Origin of the sequence: Stappia sp. TSB10GB4 (assembly GCF_900185745.1) — a bacterium.
Taxonomy (GTDB): domain Bacteria; phylum Pseudomonadota; class Alphaproteobacteria; order Rhizobiales; family Stappiaceae; genus Stappia.
This window is the reverse complement of the sequence record NZ_FYAV01000028.1, coordinates 1-23,399: the sequence shown is the minus strand read 5'-3', so window position 1 is coordinate 23,399 and position 23,399 is coordinate 1. Positions and strand designations below refer to the sequence as shown.

The following is a 23,399-nucleotide window of genomic DNA, read 5'->3' as shown; positions in this document are numbered from 1 at the left end:
ACACGCCACCGGAGACCGGCATGAGAACCAGAGATCCCAAGACCCTTCGTTCCCGCGCTTGGTTCGACAATCCGGACGATCCGGGCATGACGGCGCTCTATATCGAGCGCTACCTCAACTACGGGCTGACGCGGGAGGAATTGCAGTCCGGCAAGCCGATCATCGGCATCGCCCAGACGGGATCCGATCTCTCGCCCTGCAACCGCCACCACATCGAACTGGCCAAGCGGGTGCGCGAGGGCATCCGCGAGGCCGGCGGCATCTGTTTCGAGTTTCCGGTGCACCCAATCCAGGAGACCGGCAAGCGGCCGACCGCCTCGCTCGACCGCAACCTCGCCTATCTCGGCCTCGTCGAACTGCTCTACGGCTATCCGATCGACGGCGTGGTGCTGACCATTGGCTGCGACAAGACCACGCCCGCCTGCCTGATGGCGGCGGCGACCGTCAACATTCCGGCCATCGCGCTGTCGGTCGGGCCGATGCTCAATGGCTGGCACCGGGGCGAGCGGACCGGCTCCGGTACCATCGTCTGGAAAGCGCGAGAGATGCTGGCGGCCGGCGAGATCGACTATGCCGGCTTCATGGACCTCGTCGCCTCCTCCGCTCCCTCCGTCGGCTACTGCAACACGATGGGCACGGCGACGACGATGAACTCGCTGGCCGAGTCCCTCGGCATGCAGCTTCCCGGCGGGGCGGCCATTCCCGCCACCTATCGCGAGCGCGCACAACTCGCCTACCAGACGGGCCTCAGGATCGTCGACATGGTCTGGGAGGACCTGAAGCCCTCCGACATCATGACCCGCGAAGCCTTCGAGAACGCCATCGTCGTCAACTCGGCCATCGGCGGCTCGACCAATGCGCCGATCCATCTGAACGCCATTGCCCGGCATCTCGGCGTGCTGCTCGACAATGACGACTGGCAGCGGCTCGGCCACGACGTTCCGCTGATCGTCAACATGCAGCCGGCCGGCGAGTATCTCGGCGAGGACTATCACCATGCCGGCGGCGTGCCGGCGGTCATCGGCGAGTTGATGAAGGCGAACCGCCTGCCACACCCGCAGGCGCTGACCGTCAACGGCAAGAGCCTCGGCGACAATTGCCGGGAGGCGGAGAACCTCGATACGCGGGTCATCCGGCCGGTAAGCGATCCGCTGGTCGACAAGGCGGGCTTCCTGAACCTGAAGGGCAACCTCTTCGACAGCGCGATCATGAAGACCAGCGTGATCTCGAAGGAGTTCCGTGACCGCTACCTCTCCAATCCCGACGATCCCGACGCCTTCGAGGGCCGCGCCATCGTCTTCGAGGGACCCGAGGACTATCACCACCGCATCGACGATCCGGACCTTCAGATCGACGAGCATTGCCTGCTGTTCATCCGCGGCACCGGCCCGATCGGCTACCCGGGCGGCGCCGAGGTGGTGAACATGCAGCCGCCCGCGGCCCTGATCAAGCGCGGCATCCACGCGATGCCCTGCATCGGCGACGGGCGGCAATCCGGCACCTCCGGTTCGGCCTCGATCCTCAATGCCTCGCCGGAAGCGGCGGCCGGCGGCGGCCTCGCGCTGCTGAAAACCGGCGACCGCGTGCGCATCGACCTGCGCAAATGCACCGCCGATATCCTCATCGACGCGACGGAACTGGAGCGGCGACGGGCGGAGCTTGCCGCATCTGGCGGCTTTGCCTTTCCCGAGCACCAGACCCCCTGGCAGGAGATCCAGCGCGGCATCGTCGACCAGTTCGACAGGGGCATGGTCCTGAAGCCGGCCGTCAATTATCGTGACATCGCCGCCACCAAGGGGCTGCCGCGCGACAATCACTGAACGATCGGACCGCTCGGCGGCAGCGGAGAGGTTCCGGCCTCTCGTTACGGCTTGACGATTACGTAAGCGTCATGCTTGTGTGCAGGCACCGGACGAACCGTCGACAGGAGGATACAGCATGACGATGGACGAACTGACGCAGACCATTCGCGGCAAGGTGGCCGGCGGCGGCATTTCCGACAGCGTGAAGTTCAACTGCGGCGATGCCGGGGTGATTTATGTGGAGGGGGCGAGCGTCTCCAACGAGGACAAGGACGCCGATTGCACGATCTCGATCTCGCAGGCCAATCTCGCCGAGCTGCTGGCCGGCAACCTCAATCCGACCACCGCCTTCATGACCGGCAAGATCAAGGTTGCCGGCGACATGGGCGTCGCGATGAAGCTTGGCAGCATCGTCTGAAGCAGCCGCACACGGGGGCGAGAGCAGATCTCGCCCCCGCGCAAAAGACCCCGGCGATAGGGCATCGCCGGGGTCTTTGCGTTTGAGGCTTGGCTCTGCTCCTGCAGCGCAAGCAAACCATCGACACCGCCCCCTCCACGGACGCGGGGCAACAGGCCAGAACGTCGAGGTTCAGGCGCGCCGGTCCGCGCGGATCATCTCCGCCGCCTTCTCGGCGATCATCATCGTCGGCACCGCCGTGTTGCCCGAGGTGATCGCCGGCATGACGGAGGCATCGGCAACACGAACGCCGGCAACGGCCCGCAACCGCAACCGCCCATCGACGACCGACGCCTCATCCGCGCCCATCCGGCAGGTGCCGACCGGATGGAAGATCGTCGTGCCGATATCGCCCGCCGCCCGCGCCAGGTCCTCGTCGCTGCGCACCAGCGGACCCGGCAGATGCTCGACAGGCGAGAACCGGGCCATGGCATCCGTCGCCATGATACGCCGCGTCAGCCGGATGCTGTCGGCAGCAACCTTGCGATCGCCGGCCGTGGACAGGTAGTTCGGGCGGATCTCGGGATGTGCCAGCGGATCCCGGCTTGCGACATGCACGCTGCCCCGGCTTTCGGGGCGCAGATTGCACACGCTCAAGGTGATCGCCGGGAAGGGGTGCAGCGGCTCACCGAACCTGTCCAGCGACAGCGGCTGCACGTGATACTCGATGTTCGCAGTCTCGAAAGACGGATCGGAACGGGCAAACACGCCGAGCTGCGACGGGGCCATCGACATCGGCCCGGAACGCGACAGCGCGTATTGCATCGCGATCCTCGCCTTGCCGAACAGGCTGGAGGCGAGCTGGTTCAGCGTGACCGCCCCGCTGACCTTGAAGATCGTGCGGATCTGCAGATGATCTTGCAGGTTGTTGCCCACCTGACGGCTTTCGGCGATCACATCGATGCCCTGGCGGGCAAGCACGTCCGGATCGCCGATGCCGGAGAGTTCGAGGATCTGCGGTGACCCGATGGCCCCGGCCGACAGCACCAGCTCGCCCGCAACGCGGGCATGCGCCGGAGTGCCGTCGACAGTGAGCTCGACACCGCTCACCCGCCCGTCGGAGGTCACCAGCCGGGTCACCTGCGCGCCCGTGAGGATCCGCAGGTTCTGCCGGTCGGCCACGGGCTTGAGAAATCCCTTTGCCGCCGTCCAGCGGATACCGCCGCGCTGCGTCACCTGAAAGTAGGAGGAGCCGAAATTATCGCCGCGGTTGAAGTCGTCGATCTTCGGAATGCCGACTTCCTCGCAGGCATCGCGCACCGCATCGAGAATCGCCCAGGACAGGCGCTGCTCCTCGACCCGGCATTCGCCGCCCCGGCCATGCATGTCGTCGGACAGTTGATAATGGTCCTCGGCACGCCGGAACAGCGGCAGGACATCGTCCCAGCCCCAGCCCTCCAGCCCCATCTGGCGCCATCCGTCATAGTCGCGGGCCTGGCCGCGCATGTAGATCATGCCGTTGATTGCCGAGCAGCCGCCGAGCACGCGGCCGCGCGGATAGGCCAGCGAGCGGCCGTTGAGGCCGGGCTCCGGCGCGGTCTTGAAGCCCCAGTCGGTCCGGGGATTGCCCATGCAGTAGAGATAGCCGACGGGAATGTGGATCCAGACGTAATCGTCCTTGCCGCCGGCCTCCAGCAGCAGGACCTTGACCTGCGGATCGGCCGAAAGGCGGTTTGCCAGCACACATCCGGCCGACCCCGCGCCGACGACCACGTAGTCCCATTCCCCCAGGTCGCGCATGGTTCCTCCCTGCCTAGCCCCGTGGAGCGGAACGATGCCCGCTGCCGCAAGCGAAGGCAAGGCGGGAACACCCACCCGGGAGAGAAGAAGACGCCGGCCGTGTCAGGACGCGCCGTTCACCTCCGCAACGGCCCTGTCGACCTCTTCGGCAAGGCCAGGCTCCAGTCCGAGGCGGGCGGCAAGCATCTGCAGATAGGCACGCTCCGCCGGATGATCCGGATCGATGGCAAGCCGCGAAGCGGCATAGATCTCCAGCGCGGCCTCCGGGCTCCTCGCACCCCTGACCACCCGCTCGATGTCGAGCGGCGCCCGCAACTCGTCCATCACGAAAGCCTTGGCCTCGCTGTCGAGGGCCAGCGTATCCAGCTTGTCGAAGATCCTGCGCTGCTCGTCCGCGTCGATATGCCCGTCCGCTTTCGCCGCCGCGATCATCGCCGTCAGCAGAACCAGGGCGAAGTCCTGCTCCCCGCCGGGCTGATTGGTCGGCGAGAACGGAGACTCGTCCGGCGGCGGCAGCACCGGCGCCGGCGTCGCGCCTTCTCCCCGATAGTCGCGATAGGCCTTGTAGGCGAGGCCCGCCACCAGGGCCATGCCGCCATAGGTCAGCGCCGACTTGCCGAGCTTGCGACCGCCCTTGGTACCGAGCAGAAGCCCCGCGAGGCCGCCGGCCAGTGCCCCGCGGGCAAGGCTGCCCGAGTTGGACCGCAGATACTCCTGGCCGCGCCGAAGAAGGTCGTCCGGCCCGCCGCCGCCTTGCCCGCCTCCCGAAGTTCCGGCCGTCGACCCCAGAAACTCCTCCAGCAGTTTGCGCGCATCGAACATGGTCGCCTTCACTCCTCGGTCAGCGGGTCTCTTCGGGCAGTTTCGTGCGGATCGCCGTGCCCTGTCTGCAGATGGGAAGGCGCCGAGCCGGCCGCAAGCGGCGGAGTTCGCCCGTCAGGCAAAAGGCAGGCGATTGTCGTCCTTCAAAGTCTCCATGGCGATGGACGAGCGGACATTGCGCACCGCGTCATGCGGCAGCAGCTCGTCATTGATGAAACGCGAGAGGGCGGCCAGATCCGCCACCGCGACCTTCAGCATGTAATCCATGTCGCCCGTCAGCACATGCGCCTCCTGGACCTCTGGCAGAGCTCGTACCAGGTCGCGAAAGCGGCGGGCGTTCTGCCGGCTGTGCGCGTTGAGTGCGACGCCGACGAAGGCAACGACGCTGAAGCCGACGGCGGCCGCGTCGACATCGGCCCGGTAGCGGCGGATGACGCCGGCCTCTTCCAGCCTCTGCCGCCGCCGGGAGACCTGCGAGGCAGACAGGCCGATCCGCTCGCCCAGTTGCTGGTTGGTAACCGACGCGTCGTCCTGCAGGCTTGCGAGCAGGCGAATGTCGAAAGAGTCCAGATCCGTCAACCTGTGCAACCCCCATCGCTATCATGCATGTTTCATGCATAGATAGATCATATGCCACCCAAAATGCACGCACCTTGCATCGATCCGGCCGCATACTGTGCGAAGCTTGCAAGACCGTGTTCCAGAGGAGGACAACATGGGACCGTTTCCGCACGACGCTCCGCCCGCCAGGATCGACGAGACCAACCCGGCCGGCACGGACGGCTTCGAGTTCGTCGAGTTTTCCCATCCCGAACCGGACAAGCTCGACGCCCTGTTCCGCCGCATGGGCTATGTGCCCGTGGCCCGGCACAAGAGCAAGGCGATCACCCTCTACCGTCAGGGCGACATCACCTATGTGCTGAATGCGGAGCCCGGCTCGCATGCGATGCGCTTTGTCGAGGAGCACGGCCCCTGCGCTCCCTCGATGGCCTGGCGTGTGGTCGATGCGCGCCACGCGTTCGAGCACGCGGTGAGCAAGGGCGCGACGCCCTATGTCGGCGACGACAAGGCGCTCAATGTCCCGGCCATCGTCGGCATCGGCGGCTCGCTGCTCTATTTCGTCGAGACCTATGGCGCCAAGGGCTCGGCCTATGACGACGAGTTCGAGTGGCTGGACGAGCGCGATCCGCGCCCGGCGGGCGTCGGCTTCTACTATCTCGACCACCTGACCCACAATGTCTATCGCGGCAACATGGACAAGTGGTGGGACTTCTACCGCGACCTGTTCGGCTTCAAGCAGATCCACTTCTTCGACATCGACGGCCGCATCACCGGCCTTGTCAGCCGCGCGATCACCTCGCCCTGCGGCAAGATCCGCATCCCGCTCAACGAATCGAAGGACGAGACCAGCCAGATCGCCGAGTACCTGCGCAAGTACAAGGGCGAAGGCATCCAGCACATCGCAGTCGGCACGGACAATATCTACGACGCCACCGACCGCCTGTCGGACAACGGCCTCAAATTCATGCCCGGCCCGCCCGACACCTATTACGAGATGTCGCGCGACCGTGTGCACGGCCATGACGAGCCGATCGAACGGATGAAAAAGCACGGCATCCTGATCGACGGTGAAGGCGTGGTGAACGGCGGCATGACCAAGATCCTGCTGCAGATCTTCTCCAAGACCGTCATCGGGCCGATCTTCTTCGAGTTTATCCAGCGCAAGGGCGACGAGGGCTTCGGCGAGGGCAACTTCCGTGCCCTGTTCGAGTCGATCGAGGAGGATCAGATCCGCCGCGGCGTGATCAAGGTCGACGCGGCCGAGTGACGATGGCCTGATCCGCGAGGGGTTCTGGGAGAGCGGCAGGCCCGCTCCCCTTTCCCGCTTCGGTCAAGCCTTGCGCCGTCAGATGGTCGCACGGCCGCGCAAGGTCTCCAGGAACGAGCCGGCCCAGGCCGCCGCATCGTGTTGGCAGATGCGCTCATAGAGCGCCTGCCAGCGCGAGCGGCGCTCCTCCAGCGGCATGTTGAGCGCCGTCTGCAGGCTCGATGCCACCCCTTCCGCCGAATGCGGATTGACGATCAGCGCCTCCGGCATGTCCTCCGCCGCCCCCGCGAAGCGCGACAGCACCACCACGCCCGGATCCTCCGCCCGCTGCGCCGCGACATACTCCTTGGCCACCAGGTTCATACCGTCCCGCAGCGGCGTCACCAGCGCGACGCGGCTCGCGCGATAGATCCCGGCGAGCGCCCGCCGGGTGAAGGACCGGGTCATGTAGCGGATCGGTGTCCAGTCGACATCGGCGAAACGCCCGTTGATGTTCCCCGTCAACTCCTCGAGCTCGCGGCGGATTTCCGCATAGGCGTCCAGTTCGGCGCGGGACGGCGGCGCCACCTGCATCAGGCTCACCCTGCCCCGGTTCTCGGGATAGTCCTCCAGCAAGCGATCGAAGGCGCGAAACCGCTCCGGCAGGCCCTTGGAATAATCGATCCGGTCGACACCGATGATCTGCTGGCGCCCCGCCAGCAGCTTCTCCATGCGCGCGGTGTTGCGCCGCGCTTCCGGCGTCGTCGCCTGCCGGGCAAAGCCGGCCGCATCGATGCCGATGGGAAAGGCGCGGGCGATCACCACGCCGCCGCCGACCTCCAGCGCGCCCCCGTCACGTTCGACCGCTCCAAGCTCTTCCACCGCGAAGCGGCGGAAATTGGCGGCATCCCTTCGCGTCTGGAAGCCGATCACGTCATAGGCCAGCATTCGCCGGACCAGCCTTTCTGCGTTGGGCAGGCCAGCCAGAATTTCCGGGGCCGGGAAGGGAATGTGCAGGAAGAACCCGATCGGATTGCCGATATCCATCGCCCGCAGCTCCGCCGCGAAGGGCAGGAAATGGTAGTCATGCACCCAGATGATGTCGTCGGCCTGGAGCAGCGGACGCAGACGCGTCGCGAACCGCTCGTTGACCCGCCGATAGCCGTCCTCGAAACGTCGGTCGAAAACCGCAAGGTCGAGGCGATAATGCAGCACCGGCCAGAGCGTGCGATTGGCATAGCCGGCATAGAACTCGTCGTAATCGGCCTGGGCCATGTCGACCGTCGCCATCGCCACCTTGCGCGTGCCGCCGCCCTCTTTGAGGGTGCCGAAGGTTCCCTCCTCGGAGAGGTCGCCGCTCCAGCCGAACCACAGCCCCCCCGTCTCGCTCAGGGCATCGACCAGCGCCACCGCCAGACCGCCAGCCCGGCCGGTATCCTTGAGCGGACCGACACGGTTGGAAACGACGACGAGTCTGGACATTGGGTTCTCCGTGGTGTTGCGCGGCGAGTGCCTCGGCGCCGAGCGGCGAGCGCACCCGGACAGCACCGTCATCGATCGCGGAACCCGTTGGCGGGGACCCCGGGCGCACGTGTCAGACGAGGCTCTCCCACCCCGCGGACAGCCGGGTGGCGCAATTGATGATCCCGACCATCGAATAGGTTTGCGGAAAGTTGCCCCACATTTCACCGGTTGCCGGGTCGGTGTCCTCCGAGAGCAGACCGACATGGTTGCGGCAGGCCAGCATCGTCTCGTAGATCTCGCAGGCCTCCTCCTTGCGGCCGATCCGCGCCAGGGCGTCGATGTACCAGAAGGTGCAGATATTGAAGGCGTTCTCCGGCGCGCCGAAATCGTCGGCCGCGTGATAGCGGAAGAGATGCTTGCCACGGCGAAGCGTGGCACCGATGCGTTCCACTGTCGCGATGAAACGCGGATCCTGCGGCGGCAGGAAACCGACCTCGGCAATCAGCAGCAGGCTGGCGTCCAGATCGCGTCCCTCGAAGCTTTCGACGAAAGCGTTGGTGTCGGCATTCCATCCCCGCGACAGGATCGCCGAGCGGATGGTATCGGCGCGGTCCTGCCAGAACAGCGCCCGCTCCTGCCGGTCGAACTGGCGGGCGATCTTGGCCAGCCGGTCGCACGCCGCCCAGCACATCAGCGAGGACGAGGTATGGACGCGGGCGCGCGTGCGCAACTCCCACAGACCGGCATCGGGCTGGTCGTGCATGGCAAAAGCACGCTCGCCGATCACCTCCAGCCGTTCGAAATCGTCAACACCGGGCTGCCGCAAGAGACGCTTGTCGAAAAAAGCCTGCGAGGCGCCAAGCACGATGTTGCCATAGACGTCGTGCTGGAAATGCTCATAGGCCTGATTGCCGACCCTGACCGGCCCCATTCCCCGATAACCAGGCAGATCGACCGTCCGCTCGATCAGCCGCTCCTCCAGCGCGATCCCGTAGAGCGGCTGCACGTGACCGCCACCGGTCATCGAGGCGATGTTGTTGATGTAACGGAGATAGTTCTCCATCGTCTCCATCTCGGAGAGCGAGTTCAGAGCCCGCACCACGAAAAACGCGTCGCGCAGCCAGCAATAGCGGTAATCCCAGGTTCGCCCGCTGTTGGCGGCTTCGGGAATCGAGGTCGTTACCGCCGCGATGATCGCGCCGGTTTCCTCATAGGTGCACAGTTTCAGCGTGATCGCGGCGCGGATCACCGCCTCCTGATAGTCGAGGGGCAGGCCGAGGCGGCGGGTCCACATCCGCCAATGCAATGCGGTCTCTTCCTCGAACTCCCGGCACAGGGTTTCGGGGTGATGCGTCAGGCTCTCGTCGGGCCCGAAATAGAAGGAGACAGGGCCGTCGAGCAGAAACGGCGTCTCGTCGCGCACATAGGTGATCGAGGCGTTCGTCGTCAGGCGCACGGTCTGGCCGTTGTCGACGAAGCGCATGTGATTGGAGCCATAGGTCACCTCCGGTGCGCGTGCACCGTAGTCGAAGCGCGGTCGGCACCGGACGCGAATTCTCGGATGGCCGGAGATCGGCCGTACCCGCCGGACGAGCGCCGTCGGACGGAACATCCGCCCCTTGGTCTGGAAGCGCGGCGCGCAGTCGGTGATCTCGATGGCATTGCCGGCGTCGTCGAAGATCCGCGTCACCACGATGGCGGTGTTTTCCAGATAGGACTGCTCGCTGCGGCTGGCATTTTCCAGTTCGATGGCGAACAGGCCGTCCCTTTCGTCGCTGCAGGTGCCGAGCAGCCCATGGAAGACAGGATCACCATCGAACCGTGGCAGGCACAGCCAGACCACCCGCGCCATCCTGTCGATCAGTGCCGTGATCGAGCAATTGCCGACCAGCGCGAGATCGAGGGAAGCCTTGCGATCGAACATCATGAAGATCGTGTCCTTGCCAGTGCCTTTGCCGGAAGGCCGAGGGCCAGCCAGTCGCGCACACCGGCGACGTCGCTGACACGAAACCGGGCGAGGCTCTCGGCGGTTCCCACCTTCACCCCGAAGCCGCCCACGGCTTCGGCCGCGCGGATCCCGTCCTCGTCGGTCACGTCATCGCCGACGAAGACCGGGGTCCGCCCGCGAAAGGGGGCAAGGTCCATGAAGGCGCCGACCGCCCAGCCCTTGTCGCGATAGGCGGGCTTGGCCTCCACCACCATCTTGCCGCGGACGAGATGCAGGTCGGGAAGCTCGGCGACGGCCGCTTGCATCACCTCCACGACCGCATCTTCGCAGTCCGGGGCGATCCGGTAGTGAACAGCGATGGCCGCGCCCTTGTCCTCGATGGAAACGCCGCGCCCGAGCAACCCGCTGCCGGCAAGCGCTGCCTTCAGCGCCTCGATCTCCGGGCCGATCGGCGCGCGTTCGATCTCGTCGTCCGGATGCAGCCGGGTCTCAAGTCCGTGCAGACCGGCGCAGGGAAGCCGCAACGGCGCGAGATGGTGGTCGATCTCATGGATGGGTCGGCCGCTGACAATCGCCAGGGCGCCGCCGAGATGGGCGACGATCCCTTCCAGACACGCGATCATCGCTCCGCTCGCCTCGACCGCGCCGGGTGTCCTGGCAATCTCGACAAGCGTTCCGTCGAAATCCAGAAACAGGGCCATGTCATCGGAAACGGGCGGCGGCGCGTTCATGCGCAAAGCCTAAGGGAACTCGCTCCCGATGAGAAGTCCCGACCGGAAAAAGCCTGCCGTCCAACCGCCTTGCCGCACCGCATCACGCGGCGGTGGAGGCATCCATGAACGCGCCGGGGCCGGGAACGGCGCCGTCCGGACATTTTCCGAGGATGATCATTCCCAGCACCTCGTCCTTGGTGACGTCCTGCGTGCGGGCGCTCCCGACCAGCTTGCCGTTCTTCATCACCACGAGCCTGTCGGCCAGATCGAACACATCATGAATGTCGTGGCTGATGAGGAAGATGCCGAGCCCCTGCTTCTTGAGCTCCTTGATGAGGTCGGAAACCATCTGCGTCTCATGGACGCCAAGCGCCGCCGTCGGCTCGTCCATGATCAGGATCCGGGCGTTGAAATAGACCGCCCGGGCAATCGCCACCGATTGCCGCTGCCCGCCGGACAGGGCCTTCACCGGCGCCTTGAACTTGCGGAAGTTCGGATTGAGCCGGCTGAGGATCTTGCGGGTCTCGGCCTCCATCGCATCATCGTCGACGAAACCGAGAGGGGTCACGATTTCGCGCCCGAGGAACAGGTTCGAGGCGGCGTCCAGATTGTCGGCCAGCGCCAGCGTCTGGTAGATCGTCTCGATATTGAGGTTGCGCGCGTCCCGCGGACTGTTGATCGTCGCCGGTTTGCCGTCGATCAGGATCTCGCCGCTGTCGGCGCGGTAGGCCCCCGACAGGACCTTGATCAGGGTCGACTTGCCAGCGCCGTTGTGGCCGAGCAACCCGACCACTTCGCCCGGGTAAAGGTCGACATCGACATGATCGACCGCATGCACGCCGCCGAAGGAAATGCAGATGTCCTTCATCTGTACGAGGGGCGTTGCCATGGCTCAGTCTCCCGTCCGCTTGCGATAGAGGATATCGACGAGCACCGCCACGACCAGCACGACGCCGACGACGATGTTCTGCAGCGGCGCGTCGACGCCGACCATCGCCATGCCGGACTGCAGCGATTGCATGATCAGCGCGCCGAGAATGGCGCCGTAGATGGTGCCGATGCCGCCGGACAGCGCCGTGCCGCCGATCACGGCAGCCGCGATCACGCGCAATTCGTCCAGCGTGCCGATATCATTGGTGGAAAAGCCGAGGCGGGCGGATGCCACTGCCGCCGACAGGGCGCAAAGCCCGCCCATGATCGCGAAGATCTTGACCGTCAGCAGGCGCGTGTTGATGCCCGACAGCTCGGCCGCGTCCGGGTTGCCGCCCGCCGCGAAGATGTAGCGCCCGAGCCGCGTCCGCCGGGCCACCACCGTCATGCAGACAGCAACGACGATCAGCAGCAGCACCGAATAGGGAAGCCCGTAGCCTGCGGTATAGCCCTCCGGCACCTCCAGGCCGCGCGCGGCGAAATCGCGCTGCAGCACCCGCGCGGGCACCTGATAGGCGTTGAGGATCGCAATGAACCCGACGATGGCGCCCGCGACGATGGCGCCGAGCGCCGCCTCCGCCCAGATCGGCTTGACCGGGAAGCCGTGCTTCTGCTTGCGCCGCCGCGCGGAGACCTGCAGCGCCAGCGCCGCGACCACCGCCAGCACGGCGAAGATCCACGACCATGTGACCCCCAGCGTGCCGCCGATGCCGCCGATCATCGTGAACCGCGCATCGAGCGGCCCGATCGTCTGGCCGTCGGTGATGAACCAGGCCGCATTGCGCCAGACCAGCAACCCGCCGAGCGTGACGATGAAGGCGGGAATGCCGAGATAGCCGATCAGAACGCCCTGGAAGGCGCCGATCACCGTGCCGACCACCACACCGGCGAGGATCGCCAGGATCCAGATCGCCGGATGCCCGAGCTGCAAGCCGAAGACCCCCGGCAGGATCTGGGTCTGAACGATGGCCATGACCGCCGCCACGGTCGCCAGCAGCGACCCGACGGACAGGTCGATATGGCGGGTGACGATGACGAACACCATGCCGGTCGCCATGATGGCGACGGAGACCGTCTGGATCGTCAGGTTGAAGATGTTGCGCGGCGTCAGGAAATTGCCGCCGGTGAACACATTGAACACCAGGCACAGGGCGACGAACGCGCCGATCATTCCGAGCAGGCGCGTGTCGATCTGCAGCGCGGAAAAAAATGACCTGTTCGCCGGCGCCTTCTGCCCGGACACTGCGGTATCAGACATGGAAAAGCTCCCGCTTGGAGGCGCGCGCCTCACGCATCGCCTCGGGGCCGGATGTCAGCCATCCTCGGCCCGCCCTGCCCCGACCGGAATCGGGACAGGGCCTTGCTCTGCTCTGGGTTCAGGCTCAGTTGCAGGGCGCCGGACCGCCGCTGACGCCCTGGCAAAGGGCATCCTTGGTGATCCAGCCCGCATCGACCACCACCGACAGATTGTCACGGGTGACGGGGATCGGAGCCAGGAAGCGGGCGGTCAGTTCCGTGCCGCTGGGCGAGGTCCACTTGCCGGCGCCCTCGATGCTGTCCATCGTGCCGCCCTTGGCAAGCGCCACGGCGATCTCGCCGGCCGCCTTGCCGAGTTCGCGCGCGTCCTTCCACACCGAAACGGTCTGGGTGCCCTTGGCCACCCGGTTGAGGGCCGCATGGTCGCCATCCTGGCCGGAAACGGGGATGCCTTCCATGCCCTGCGCGGTGAGGGCGGCGACGACGCCGCCGGCGGTTCCGTCGTTCGAGGCGACGACCGCATCCACGTTGTTGTTGTTGGCGGTCAGGATCTGCTCCATGTTCCGCTGGGCATTGGCCGGCAGCCAGGCGTCCGTATAGGCTTCGCCGACGATCTTGATCTTGCCGCCGTCGATCGCCTCCTGCAGGACCTCCTGCTGACCGCCACGCAGGAAGTCCGCGTTGGGATCGGTCGGCGAGCCCTTGATCATCACGTAATTGCCTTCCGGCGCCTGCTTCAGGACCTCGCGGGCCTGCATCCGGCCGACCTCGACATTGTCGAAGGTCAGATAGAAGGCGCGGTCGTCCTCGATCAGCCGGTCATAGCCGACCACCGGAATGCCCTCGTTGGCCGCCGCCTGGATGGCCGGGCCGATCGCCTGGGAATCCTGCGCGAGAATGATCAGCGCGTCGACGCCCTGCGCGATCAGCGCCTCGACATCCGAGAGCTGCTTGGCGGACGAGGACTGGGCGTCGGCGGAAACATAGGTCGCGCCGGCAGCCTCGAGCGCCGCCTTGATCGCCCCTTCATCGGTCTTCCAGCGCTCTTCCTGGAAGTTCGACCAGCTCACGCCGACGGTGATGTCCTGCGCCTGCGCCTGCATCGGCAGCGCAACCGAAATGAGGAGCGCTCCGGCGAGAAGCGGATAGAATCTGCTCATGATGTGTTTCCTCCGATTTATCCCCGCTCCTCCCAAATGCGGAACGAAGGATCTTGTAGCTGACACGAACACCCCGGCGTTGTGCCTCCCGGCCGATGGGGTCGCGTTCCGGTTCGCCGACGAAATTTTATTTTTTTCGACGTCCGAAAAAAAGTTGCTCCAAACGACCGCCCCTGTCAACATGGTTTCTCGATGAGGCTCCGGGATCATGACAAAAACACCCGGCCGGCGTGAATTGCGGTTTCTGCCGAGGCGCGTTCCGGACACATGTCCCATCAGGGTGGAAACGAACAGTCTGGTATGGGCATGACGCAGAAGGCCGACCGCGATCAGATACGGCGCCAGAACCGCTCGGTTGTCTTGCAGGCGCTTCGGCGCAACGGACCTCAGGCGCGCATAGATCTTGGACGCATCACCCGGCTCAGCCCGGCCACAGTCACCTCGATCACCTCCGACCTGATCTCCGAAGGCCTCGTCGCCGGCGTCGAGGACGACTGCCAGCGCGAGCGCGAGAAGGGCGCAAGGGGCCGTCCCCGCAGCCTTCTGGCGCTGCATGGTCCGGCGGCGCGGGTGCTGGCGGTCAAGCTGTCGGTGAACACCATCGAGATGGCCCTCGCCGATTACGCCGGCCGGCTCGTCGGGCGCGATGTCGCCGGTTTCGACAGCACCTCCGTGACCGCCGATGGCTTCAGCGAAATCCTGATCGACAGCCTGCGGGCCTTCATCGCCCGCACCGGCGGGGTGGCGCCCTCGTTCATCGCCCTCGCCTCTCAAGGCGTCGTCGACGACAGCGCCGGCACGGTGGCCTGGTCGCCGGCCTTCGCCGTGCGCCATGTCCAGATCGTCGGCCCCCTCGCCCGGGCGTTCGGCGTGCCCTGCCTGCTGTCCAACGACACCAACATGATCGCCGAGGCCCTGCACCGCAGCGACCCGCAGCGCTATGGCGGCACGTTCGCGGTCCTCTTCGTCGATTACGGCGTCGGCATGGGCCTGTTCATCAACGACCGCCTCTTCGTCGGCGAGACCGGGGCGGCCGCGGAGATCGGCCATGCCAATCACATTCCGGGAGGCGCGCTGTGTCGATGCGGCCGCCGTGGCTGCCTGGAAGCCTATCTCGGCGACTACGCCCTGCTGCGCCATGCCAGAGGCCTCGACCTGCAGACGCCGCCAGCCTGCCTGCCGGTCGGCCGGGAGACGATCCGCGAGTTGATCGCCGCCGCCCGCGCCGGCGACCCCGGCACGCTGGAGGCCTTTCATGCCGGCGGCACGGCGCTCGGCTATGCCTTCGCGCGGGTGATCGCCACGCTCGATCCTCGCCGCATCGTCGTCACGGGAGCTGCAGCCGACGCCTATCCGCTGATGGAAGCGGCGGCGCTCGCAGCCCTGGAGGAGGGGCTTGTCAGCGACCTGCGCGGCAGCGTCGAGATCGAGGCCATTGCCTGGGAGGAAGATCTCATCCTTCGCGGCACCGTTGCCCGCGCGCTGCACGCCCTCGATACGGAGGTCTTCTCCGAGACGGGGTACGGCAATCAGAGGGAGATGCTGGGAGGATAGGCTGGATGCCGTGCTGGAAACGTATTGCCGCCCCGCTTCTTGCAGCCCTCGCCTTTCCGCTGGCGGCGGGCGCGTCAGATCTGCCGCCCTGGAGCGAGAGGGTGCTCGGCACCCTGCTCGATCTTGAAGCTGTCGCGGGACTGCCGATGCAGGAGCGCATCGAGGCCCTTCGCGCTCGCGGCGAGCGCCTGTTCATCGGTCAGTTTCTGGTCGAGGAAGGCGCCGGCCGGCCGATGGCGACCCAGGCCATCATTCCCACCAAGCGCCGCCGCCCGCCGCCCCAGCGGTTCCAGCGCCTTGCCGGTCTCGACGCCGGCGCCTGCGCCTCGTGCCATCACGAGCCCGTGATCGGCGGCGGCGCCTCCTTCACCGCCAATGTCTTCGTGTCGGAGGGTTTCGAAAGCGCCGACTTCGACACGATCGACCCGCAGTTCTCCAACGAGCGCGGCTCGCCCGCCCTGCAGGGCGCCGGCCTGATCGAACTGCTGGCGCGCGAGATGACCGCCGATCTGCAACGCCAGCGCGACGAGGCTCTTGCAACGGCACGGCGAACTGGCGCGCCGGCGGTCGCCGACCTCGTCGCCAAGGGCGTCTCCTTCGGCCGGATCGCCGCCGATCCCGACGGCGGCCTCGACGTCTCCGCCATCGACGGCATCGACGCGGACCTTGTGCTGCGCCCGTTCTCCCAGAAAGGCGTCTTCGGCTCGCTGCGGCAGTTCACCGTCAATGCGCTCAACCATCACCACGGCATCCAGGCCGTCGAGCGGTTCGGCGCCACATGGACCGGCACACGCGACTTCGACGAGGACGGGGTCGAGGACGAAATCTCCGCCGCCGACGTGACCGCACTGGTCGTCTGGCAGGCGACCCTGCCCGCTCCCTCGCGCAAGGACGATCTTCCGGATGCCTGGCGCCAGGCCTCCGAGCGCGGCGAGGACCTCTTCGCCGACATCGGCTGCACTTCCTGCCATATCCCGGCCTTGCCGCTGGCCTCCGCGGTGTTCCGCGATCCGGGACCGATCGAGACGGCCGGAACCCTGCGCGAGGCTGATGTCGAGGCGCCGCTGGAGATTGACCTTGCCGCGCTCGACTTCGTCAAGGCCCTGCCACGGGATGCGGAGGGCAACATCCTCGTTCCGCTCTATGGCGACCTGAAGCGCCACCGGATCGCCGATGCCCGCGATCCGACCCTGGGCAACGAGTTGCTGGGCCAGCGCTTCGTCGACCGGGATGTCTTCCTGACGGCCGAGCTGTGGGGCGTCGGCTCGACGGCGCCCTATGGTCATCGCGCCGACCTGACATCGCTGGACGAGGTGATCCGCGCGCATGCGGGCGCGGCCCGGCCGGCCCGCGAAGCCTATGAAGCCCTTGCCGACGACGGCCGTCAGGCGATCATCGCCTTCCTGCGCACCCTGGAGATTTCGCGATGAGGCGCCGTGGCACCGCGCTACGCCCCGCTTGGGCGGTCCTTGCATTCGCCCTGTTGGGCGGGCTCCAGGCACCGCTGACCGGCTTCGCCGAAGAGGCCCCCGCTCCCGTGCCGGTCTTTGTCGAGGAGGCGAAACCCGCCGGCATCGACCACAGCTATACCGGCCCTTGGGAGTATTTCGTCGGCGGCGGCGCGGCGATCATCGACTGCGACGGCGACCGCCGCCCCGACCTGTTTCTTGCCGGCGGCGACACACCTTCGGTCCTCTACCGGAACAGGTCCGCGACGGGAGGTCCGCTCGCCTTCGAGCCGGTCGAGACCGGCATTCCCGAAAGGCTGCTCGAAAATGTCACCGGAGCCTATCCGCTCGATATCGACAATGACGGGATAATGGATCTGGTTCTGCTGAGGGTCGGCGAGAACCAGGTGCTGCGCGGCATCGGCGACTGTCGCTTCGAGCCTGCCAATCGCCGCTTCTCGTTCAATGGCGGCCGCGGTTGGACGACCGGCTTTGCCGCGGTGTTCGAGAAGGACCTGGCTTTCCCAACCCTCGCCTTCGGCAACTATGTCGACCGCAGCGCCCCCGACTCGCCCTGGGGAACCTGCGACGACAACGTCCTGCACCGTCCCCGCACTGGTGAGGCACCGGACTATTCCGAGAGCTTTGTCCTCACGCCCGGCTATTGCAGCCTGTCGATGCTGTTCACCGACTGGAATCGCTCCGGGGAACCGGCGCTGCGCATTTCCAACGACCGTCACTACTATCGCGGCGGCGAGGAACAGCTCTGGGCGCTGCCTCCCGGCCGGCCGCCCCGCCCCTATCGCCGCAGCGACGGATGGCGCCACCTGAAGATCTGGGGCATGGGGATCGCCAGCACCGACCTCGATGGCGACGGCCTGCCCGAATATGCCCTCACCAGCATGGGCGACACCAAGCTGCAGACCATCGACCAGGAGGGCGACGACCTGCTGCCCGTCTACCGGGACATTGCCTTCGAACGTGGGGTGACGGCGCACCGCCCCTATACGGGCGAGGACATGCGCCCCTCGACCGGCTGGCACGCGGAGTTCCAGGACGTCAACAACGACACGCTCCAGGACCTGTTCATCGCCAAGGGCAATGTCGAGGCGATGCCCGATTTCGCCGCCTTCGACCCGGACAACCTGCTGATCCAGCAATGGAACGGCCGCTTCGTCGAGCAGGGCGACCGCGCGGGGATCGCACTCGACCGCCGCGGACGCGGCGCCGGCCTTGCCGATTTCAACATGGACGGCCTGCTCGACCTCGTCGTCGTCAATCGGGAAGCTCCCGTCAGCCTGTTCCGCAACCTTGGACGCGAGGACGAAGGCCGGCGTCCGAAACCGCTGGGCAACTGGATCGCCGTCGCCCTGTCGCAGGATGGCGCCAATCGCAACGCCGTCGGCGCCAAGCTGAGCATTCGCGTCGGCGCCCGCAGCCTCACCCGCGAGATAGGCATCGGCGGCGGCCATGCATCCGGACAAGCCGGATTCGTGCATGTCGGCCTGGGCGTTGCCGAGCGCGCCGTCATACGGGTGCGCTGGCCCGACGGCAACTGGAGCCATGGCTACCGGGTGTTCGCCAACCAGTTCGTGCTGATCCAGCGCGGCGACGAGAACGCCCGCTACTGGTATCCGCCGCGCTGACAGCGCCGCCTATATTCGTTGCAACAGGAGCGCCGTGCCGAGGCCACCGGCGCTCGCAATGGCGGCGAGCCCGAAGCTGCCCGGCGGCTCGCGCTGCAACTCGTGAAACAGCCGCACGGCAAGGATCGCTCCCGATGCGCCGATCGGATGGCCGCGGGCAAGCGCCCCTCCCCCGCGATTGACCCGTTCGGGATCGAGACCGAGATCCGTCATGCAGGCCATCGCCTGCACCGCATAGGCCTCCATCACCTCGCTGACGGCAAGGCCCCCGGCATCGACAGCCTTGGCGGACAGCAGCTTTCGCGCCGCTGCGACCGGCGCAAGGCCGGGCAGGCAGGGGTCTCCCCCTAGGGCGGCACCTGCAAGGATCCGGCAGGCCGGCAGCGACGGTCTGCTCTCAAGCCAGGTGTGCGAGACGACCAGCGCGAAGGCGGCGGCATCCGCCGAACTGGCTGCCGTCGCCGAGAGCACCCGGTACCCCGGCTCTCCGGCAAGGACGCGCGACCGCCGGCAGGTCTCGCGGGTCAGGCGACGGGTGTAGCTGTCGCGCAAGTGCCCGCCGATCTCCACCAGTTCGGCGGCGAACCGTCCCGTGTCGGCTGCGGCCTGCGCCCTGGCATGGCTCTCGACGGAAAAACCGGCCTGCGCGTCCTCGTCGATCGCCCGCAAGGCGGCAAGGCGCGCCGCCGCATCCGGCATGCCGGGATCGCGGTCGGGCCAGGGCGTGAAGGGCGGCCGGTCATAGGCAACGGGCGTTTCGCCTGCCGCAATCGACCGCCGCAGGCGCAAAGGCGCGCGGGAATAACTCTCGAACCCGCCGGCCAGCACGCTATTCGCCGCCCCCGCCTCCACCAGGCGCGCGGCGAGGAGGATCGCATCGAGCCCCGAACAGCATTGACGATCAAGCGTCAGCGCCGGGACGGTCTCCGGCAGGCCGGCCAGCAGCGCGGCGCGGCGGGCGGGATTGCCGCCGCCATAGAGCGCATTGCCGGCCAGCACCTCATCCACCTGCGGCTCCCCTGCGTCCGACAGGCAGGCGCGCAGCACCGGCGCCGCGAGCGCGTCAACCTCCAGCGCGGCGAACGCCCCGCCCATCGGGGCGACGGCGCTACGTCTCGCGGCGACGAGAAACGCCGGCATCGGCGGCCTCCTCCCGTTTCGACACCACGGCCTCGATCGCCGGAAGATCGGATTTCCCGCCCGGCGTCAGCGGCCAGTCGTCCAGGATATGGAACCTGAGCGGAACCTTGGCCCGCTCCAGCCGCAAAAGACAATGACGGCGGAGCGCGCCGGGATCGACCTCCGCTCCGGCCTGCAGCGCCGCGACGATCCGCGCGCCGCGCAACCCGTCCGCCACGCCGAACACTGCGGCCTGCAGCACGCCCGCATGCTCCATCAGCACGGCCTCGATCTCCTCGGCAAACACGTTGAGCCCGGACGTCACGATCATGCGACCGCCGCGCCCGGCAAGATGCAGCCGTCCGGCGCTGTCGAGATGCCCCCGGTCGCCCACGGTCAGCCAGCCATCGGCGCTGCGCGTCATGGGTTCGTCCCCCATGACATAGCCATCGAAGAGCAGCGGGCTGCGCACCCAGATCTCACCCTCCATGCCCTCGGCAAGCCTGTCCCCGCCAGCGCCGCGCACCTCGACCTCGACACCGGGAAAGGGACGGCCAACCCCCTCGCTGCACGCATCCGCCGGGCCGCGATGACTGATGAAACTGGTCTCGGACGTCCCGTAGAACTCGTGGCACTCGGCCTGCGGAAAGACCGCGGCGACGCGATCGCGGTCACGTTCGTGCCACTTGGCGCCGCTGATCAGGATCCGTCGCAGGCAGGCAAGGCGCAGACCGTCCCGTTCGCCCGCCCTCGCCAGCAGGCGCAACTGCGTCGGCGTGGCGACCAGCACCGTGCTGCCGGCGGCCTGCATCCGCCGGATCACGGCGGCGGGCTGAAACCCGCGCGCAATGTCCACCCGCCAGCCCTGATGCAGGGCATGGGCGGCGCCGAACAGATGCAGGGAATGCCCAAGCCCGCCCGGCACGAACACCCGCTCGTCCGCGTCCAGTGCGAAGGCCGCACCCGCCAGCCGAAAGCTCTCGATCCAGGACCGGTGCGAGCGCTGGAACGCCTTGGGGCGCCCTGTCGAGCCGGAGGTCAGGCCAATATAGAACGGAGCCTCTGGCCGGGGCGATGGCGCGCCCGGCACGCCGGCCCCGGCGCCACCCTGGCGATCTTTTTCCAGGGCGACCGGCCACTCCACCATCAGGGGGGCCAAGGTGTCGCGGATGGCGTCGCCGTAGCGCTGCAGATGTGCCGGGTCGACCACAACGGCGGCCCGGCCGCTGCGCGCGGCCGCCAGAAGACGGCAAAGGGCGGGAACCGCGTCCGCGGTCGCGACCAGCACGCGCTGCGGCGCCCTGGCCGACGCAAGACCGGCCTGCATGGCTTGAACCCGGCGGAGAAGCTCCGATCGCGTCAGCGTCTCCCGGCCGTCGCTCACCGCCACCCGGTCGGGGGCTTTACCGGCGAGCGCGTCCAGCGTCGCCCCGACATGGGATCGCCCTGCGGCGTCCGGGCTATTGCCGAGGGAAAATCGCATCCGGTCGTCCCCGGTCGATCGTGGTGGCGACAAAGGCCGTGGCCAGACACTTCAGCATGTCGCCCGGCAGATAGATAAGCGCGCCGACCGCCGATTCGAACAGCGGCTTCTGGGCGACGACCGAAATCCCGAGAATGCCGAACGGGTAGAGGACCACAATCCCGCCCACGAACGAGGCGAGCAGCGCGGCGGGAAACACCGGGCGATGCTTCAGGGCCTGCATCATCAGGCCGCAGACGAAGGCCGCCACGGGAAAACCGACAAGAAACCCGACCGATGGCAACAGGAACACGCCGATGCCGCCGCGCCCGCCCGACAGCAACGGCATGCCGAGCGCGACGATCAGCAGGAACAGCAGCACGGCCAGCGCTCCCCGGACAGGGCCAAGCATCACCCCCGCCAGCATGATTCCCATGCTCTGGACGGTGATCGGGACGCTGCCGGTGAGGGGGGTGGTAAAGGCCGGCAGGTAGTAGCCGAGAGCGGAGATCACCGCGACATGAATGGCGATATGCACGAGCGAACGGTCAGCGGTCATTCTCGGATCGGTCCTTCTTCGGCGCGCCGCCCTCCGGCGGACAGCCGTCGGCACCGCCGCGGGCAGCCAGCGCCTCGGCAATGTGGTCGGCGGCATTTAGAGCATGCAGGCAAAGCGGCGCAACAAGTCTGACATGGCCGTTACGGCCGGATCTTGCCCGATAGGCCTCGTTGAGCTGGTGCATGACGTCGATCAGCATCGGCGTGAACCGGATGGACAGCGCGATTGCCAGCGCCAGCCGCCGCTCCGAAAGGCCGAAAAACGCCGCCGGGCGCAGCACCGGCGTCAAGGCGTCCAGCATGTCGTCGAGCCGGGTGGTCAGGGTGATCAGCGTCGCCAGCAGCAGCAAGGATGCCAGCCGCAGGGCAACCACGATCCCGGCGTCCAGGGTTCCGAAGAGCGCATGCAGGAGAAGGATGAAAAGAACGACGGCGGCCAGCGGCTTCAAGGAACGGAGGACGGTCGCCGCCCCCGCCCCGAGCGACGCGAGGACCGCCAGCACCAGCACCAGCGCGCCGGCAAGGACGACCGGCGAGCCCACGGGCAGCAGCAGCATGGAGGTCGCCAGCAGGCCGATCAGCTTCCAGCCGGCGCCGATCCTGTGCAGGATCGTGGTTCCGGGCAGATAGGTCGAGATCACAGGGCGGCCGCGGTAAGCTGCGCGGCGCGCGAGGCGGCGAATGCGCGATATCGAGGCAGCACGTCTTGGGGGGCTCCGTCCGCCATCACCGCCCCCTTTTCCAGCCAGATCGCCCGCTCGAAATCGGCAATGGCCTCCAGATCGTGACTGACCATGACCACATGCGAGGGACTTGCGGCAATGTGCCTGGAAAAATGCAGCCGCAACGACAGGTCGAGACCGGCGAAGGGCTCGTCGCACAGCAGCAATTGTGGAGAAGCGATGCTCACCGCCAGCAGGCAGACCAGTTGCTTCTGCCCTTCGGACAGCAGGGCCACCGGCCGTTCCGCCCAATCGGCGCAGCCGTTCCTGGCCAGCAGGTCCCGCGCCAGCGCGTCCGCATCCGCGCGGCTCGCGCCCAGCTGCCGCGGGGCGAAGGACAGTTCCTCCAGCACGGTGGGAAAGATCATCTGGTGGTCGGGATTCTGGAACACCATGCCGACATGGCGCGGCAGCTTGCGCTGGTCCTTGCGGCTGTCGAGGCCGAACACCGTGACCGCGCCGTCATTCGGCAGCAGCAGGCCGTTGAGCATGCGCAACAGCGAACTCTTCCCCGAGCCATTGAGCCCGACAAGCGCGATGCGGCGCTCCGAAAGCATCAGCGAGAGGCCCTGGAAAACGCAAAAAGCGCCACGCTTGAGCGTGACGCTGTCGAATATGGCAAAGGGAGACGTATCAGCGGACATCAGCGGTCCGTGGAAACGAGGCTGCTCCACCCCGCGATGATATTGTTATGTTTTGTAGGGATTTTTTTTGCGCTTTGCGGGCCTGGCGGCGACCGACTCTCCCACGTCTTGAGACGCAGTACCATTGGCGCTGGGGCGTTTCACTT

At 67.0% G+C, this 23,399-nt stretch carries 20 protein-coding genes; 6 read left to right on the top strand and 14 right to left on the bottom strand.

Features of this window, described 5'->3' with window-relative positions:
• Positions 1 to 20 precede the first annotated feature (20 nt).
• Positions 21 to 1,820: an IlvD/Edd family dehydratase gene (locus tag TSB10GB4_RS03765; RefSeq protein WP_186394623.1), complete on the top strand. Its 1,800-nt coding sequence runs from the start codon at positions 21 to 23 to the stop codon at positions 1,818 to 1,820.
• A 118-nt stretch (positions 1,821 to 1,938) separates the two neighbouring features.
• Positions 1,939 to 2,220 carry an SCP2 sterol-binding domain-containing protein gene (locus TSB10GB4_RS03760; protein ID WP_186390275.1) on the top strand — a complete coding sequence of 94 codons (282 nt, stop codon included), beginning with the start codon at positions 1,939 to 1,941 and terminating at the stop codon, positions 2,218 to 2,220.
• A 171-nt stretch (positions 2,221 to 2,391) separates the two neighbouring features.
• On the opposite strand, the gene TSB10GB4_RS03755 is transcribed toward TSB10GB4_RS03760, so the two are convergent.
• The 3 genes from TSB10GB4_RS03755 to TSB10GB4_RS03745 all read right to left on the bottom strand — a co-directional run bounded on the left by TSB10GB4_RS03755 (position 2,392) and on the right by TSB10GB4_RS03745 (position 5,400).
• On the bottom strand, positions 2,392 to 3,999 hold the full coding sequence (locus TSB10GB4_RS03755) for a GMC family oxidoreductase (protein ID WP_186394622.1): 1,608 nt from the start codon (positions 3,997 to 3,999) through the stop codon (positions 2,392 to 2,394).
• Positions 4,000 to 4,101: 102 nt separating this feature from the next.
• Positions 4,102 to 4,821, bottom strand: a complete 720-nt coding sequence (locus tag TSB10GB4_RS03750; RefSeq protein ID WP_186394621.1) for a tellurite resistance TerB family protein — start codon at positions 4,819 to 4,821, stop codon at positions 4,102 to 4,104.
• A 114-nt stretch (positions 4,822 to 4,935) separates the two neighbouring features.
• Positions 4,936 to 5,400 (bottom strand): Lrp/AsnC family transcriptional regulator, encoded by a 465-nt coding sequence (locus TSB10GB4_RS03745; protein ID WP_186394620.1) that lies wholly within the window; start codon positions 5,398 to 5,400, stop codon positions 4,936 to 4,938.
• Positions 5,401 to 5,536: 136 nt separating this feature from the next.
• Here TSB10GB4_RS03745 and hppD point away from each other — a divergent pair, with 136 nt between their 5' ends.
• Positions 5,537 to 6,649, top strand: a complete 1,113-nt coding sequence (hppD, locus tag TSB10GB4_RS03740) for a 4-hydroxyphenylpyruvate dioxygenase (protein ID WP_186394619.1) — start codon at positions 5,537 to 5,539, stop codon at positions 6,647 to 6,649.
• A gap of 78 nt (positions 6,650 to 6,727) precedes the next feature.
• Here the strand turns inward: hppD and TSB10GB4_RS03735 are convergent, their stop codons facing one another.
• The 6 genes from TSB10GB4_RS03735 to xylF all read right to left on the bottom strand — a co-directional run bounded on the left by TSB10GB4_RS03735 (position 6,728) and on the right by xylF (position 14,100).
• Positions 6,728 to 8,110: a trehalose-6-phosphate synthase gene (locus TSB10GB4_RS03735; RefSeq protein WP_186394618.1), complete on the bottom strand. Its 1,383-nt coding sequence runs from the start codon at positions 8,108 to 8,110 to the stop codon at positions 6,728 to 6,730.
• A 112-nt stretch (positions 8,111 to 8,222) separates the two neighbouring features.
• On the bottom strand, positions 8,223 to 10,019 hold the full coding sequence (locus TSB10GB4_RS03730) for a glycoside hydrolase family 15 protein (protein ID WP_186394617.1): 1,797 nt from the start codon (positions 10,017 to 10,019) through the stop codon (positions 8,223 to 8,225).
• Positions 10,016 to 10,771: a trehalose-phosphatase gene (gene otsB / locus TSB10GB4_RS03725; protein WP_186390268.1), complete on the bottom strand. Its 756-nt coding sequence runs from the start codon at positions 10,769 to 10,771 to the stop codon at positions 10,016 to 10,018. The genes TSB10GB4_RS03730 and otsB overlap by 4 nt, the downstream gene beginning before the upstream one ends.
• A gap of 82 nt (positions 10,772 to 10,853) precedes the next feature.
• Positions 10,854 to 11,642, bottom strand: coding sequence for an ATP-binding cassette domain-containing protein (locus TSB10GB4_RS03720; protein WP_208984408.1), 789 nt, complete (start codon positions 11,640 to 11,642; stop codon positions 10,854 to 10,856).
• A 3-nt stretch (positions 11,643 to 11,645) separates the two neighbouring features.
• Entirely contained in the window at positions 11,646 to 12,941 is a 1,296-nt protein-coding gene (locus TSB10GB4_RS03715) for a sugar ABC transporter permease (protein ID WP_186390267.1), read from the bottom strand.
• Between the two features lie 124 nt (positions 12,942 to 13,065).
• Positions 13,066 to 14,100, bottom strand: coding sequence for a D-xylose ABC transporter substrate-binding protein (gene xylF, locus TSB10GB4_RS03710; RefSeq protein WP_186390266.1), 1,035 nt, complete (start codon positions 14,098 to 14,100; stop codon positions 13,066 to 13,068).
• Between the two features lie 306 nt (positions 14,101 to 14,406).
• Here xylF and TSB10GB4_RS03705 point away from each other — a divergent pair, with 306 nt between their 5' ends.
• From TSB10GB4_RS03705 to TSB10GB4_RS03695, 3 genes are read left to right on the top strand one after another with little or no spacing between them, the layout of a single operon-like run.
• The gene (locus TSB10GB4_RS03705; protein WP_186394616.1) at positions 14,407 to 15,654 is read left to right on the top strand and encodes an ROK family transcriptional regulator; all 1,248 of its coding nucleotides are present in this window, start codon (positions 14,407 to 14,409) and stop codon (positions 15,652 to 15,654) included.
• Positions 15,655 to 15,659: 5 nt separating this feature from the next.
• The gene (locus TSB10GB4_RS03700) at positions 15,660 to 17,084 is read left to right on the top strand and encodes a di-heme oxidoredictase family protein (protein ID WP_186394615.1); all 1,425 of its coding nucleotides are present in this window, start codon (positions 15,660 to 15,662) and stop codon (positions 17,082 to 17,084) included.
• A complete protein-coding gene (locus TSB10GB4_RS03695) occupies positions 17,081 to 18,748 on the top strand; it encodes a CRTAC1 family protein (protein ID WP_186394614.1) in 1,668 nt (555 codons plus the stop codon). The genes TSB10GB4_RS03700 and TSB10GB4_RS03695 overlap by 4 nt, the downstream gene beginning before the upstream one ends.
• Positions 18,749 to 18,757: 9 nt before the next feature.
• Here TSB10GB4_RS03695 and TSB10GB4_RS03690 read toward each other — a convergent pair whose 3' ends face one another.
• From TSB10GB4_RS03690 to TSB10GB4_RS03670, 5 genes are read right to left on the bottom strand one after another with little or no spacing between them, the layout of a single operon-like run.
• On the bottom strand, positions 18,758 to 19,888 hold the full coding sequence (locus TSB10GB4_RS03690; protein WP_186394613.1) for a thiolase family protein: 1,131 nt from the start codon (positions 19,886 to 19,888) through the stop codon (positions 18,758 to 18,760).
• Entirely contained in the window at positions 19,857 to 21,350 is a 1,494-nt protein-coding gene (locus tag TSB10GB4_RS03685; RefSeq protein ID WP_186394612.1) for an AMP-binding protein, read from the bottom strand. The genes TSB10GB4_RS03690 and TSB10GB4_RS03685 overlap by 32 nt, the downstream gene beginning before the upstream one ends.
• On the bottom strand, positions 21,328 to 21,888 hold the full coding sequence (locus tag TSB10GB4_RS03680) for a biotin transporter BioY (protein ID WP_186390260.1): 561 nt from the start codon (positions 21,886 to 21,888) through the stop codon (positions 21,328 to 21,330). Before TSB10GB4_RS03680 ends, TSB10GB4_RS03685 begins: the two co-directional genes overlap by 23 nt.
• Positions 21,878 to 22,528: a CbiQ family ECF transporter T component gene (locus tag TSB10GB4_RS03675; RefSeq protein ID WP_186394611.1), complete on the bottom strand. Its 651-nt coding sequence runs from the start codon at positions 22,526 to 22,528 to the stop codon at positions 21,878 to 21,880. The genes TSB10GB4_RS03680 and TSB10GB4_RS03675 overlap by 11 nt, the downstream gene beginning before the upstream one ends.
• Positions 22,525 to 23,253, bottom strand: a complete 729-nt coding sequence (locus tag TSB10GB4_RS03670) for an energy-coupling factor ABC transporter ATP-binding protein (protein ID WP_186394610.1) — start codon at positions 23,251 to 23,253, stop codon at positions 22,525 to 22,527. The genes TSB10GB4_RS03675 and TSB10GB4_RS03670 overlap by 4 nt, the downstream gene beginning before the upstream one ends.
• Positions 23,254 to 23,399 lie beyond the last annotated feature (146 nt).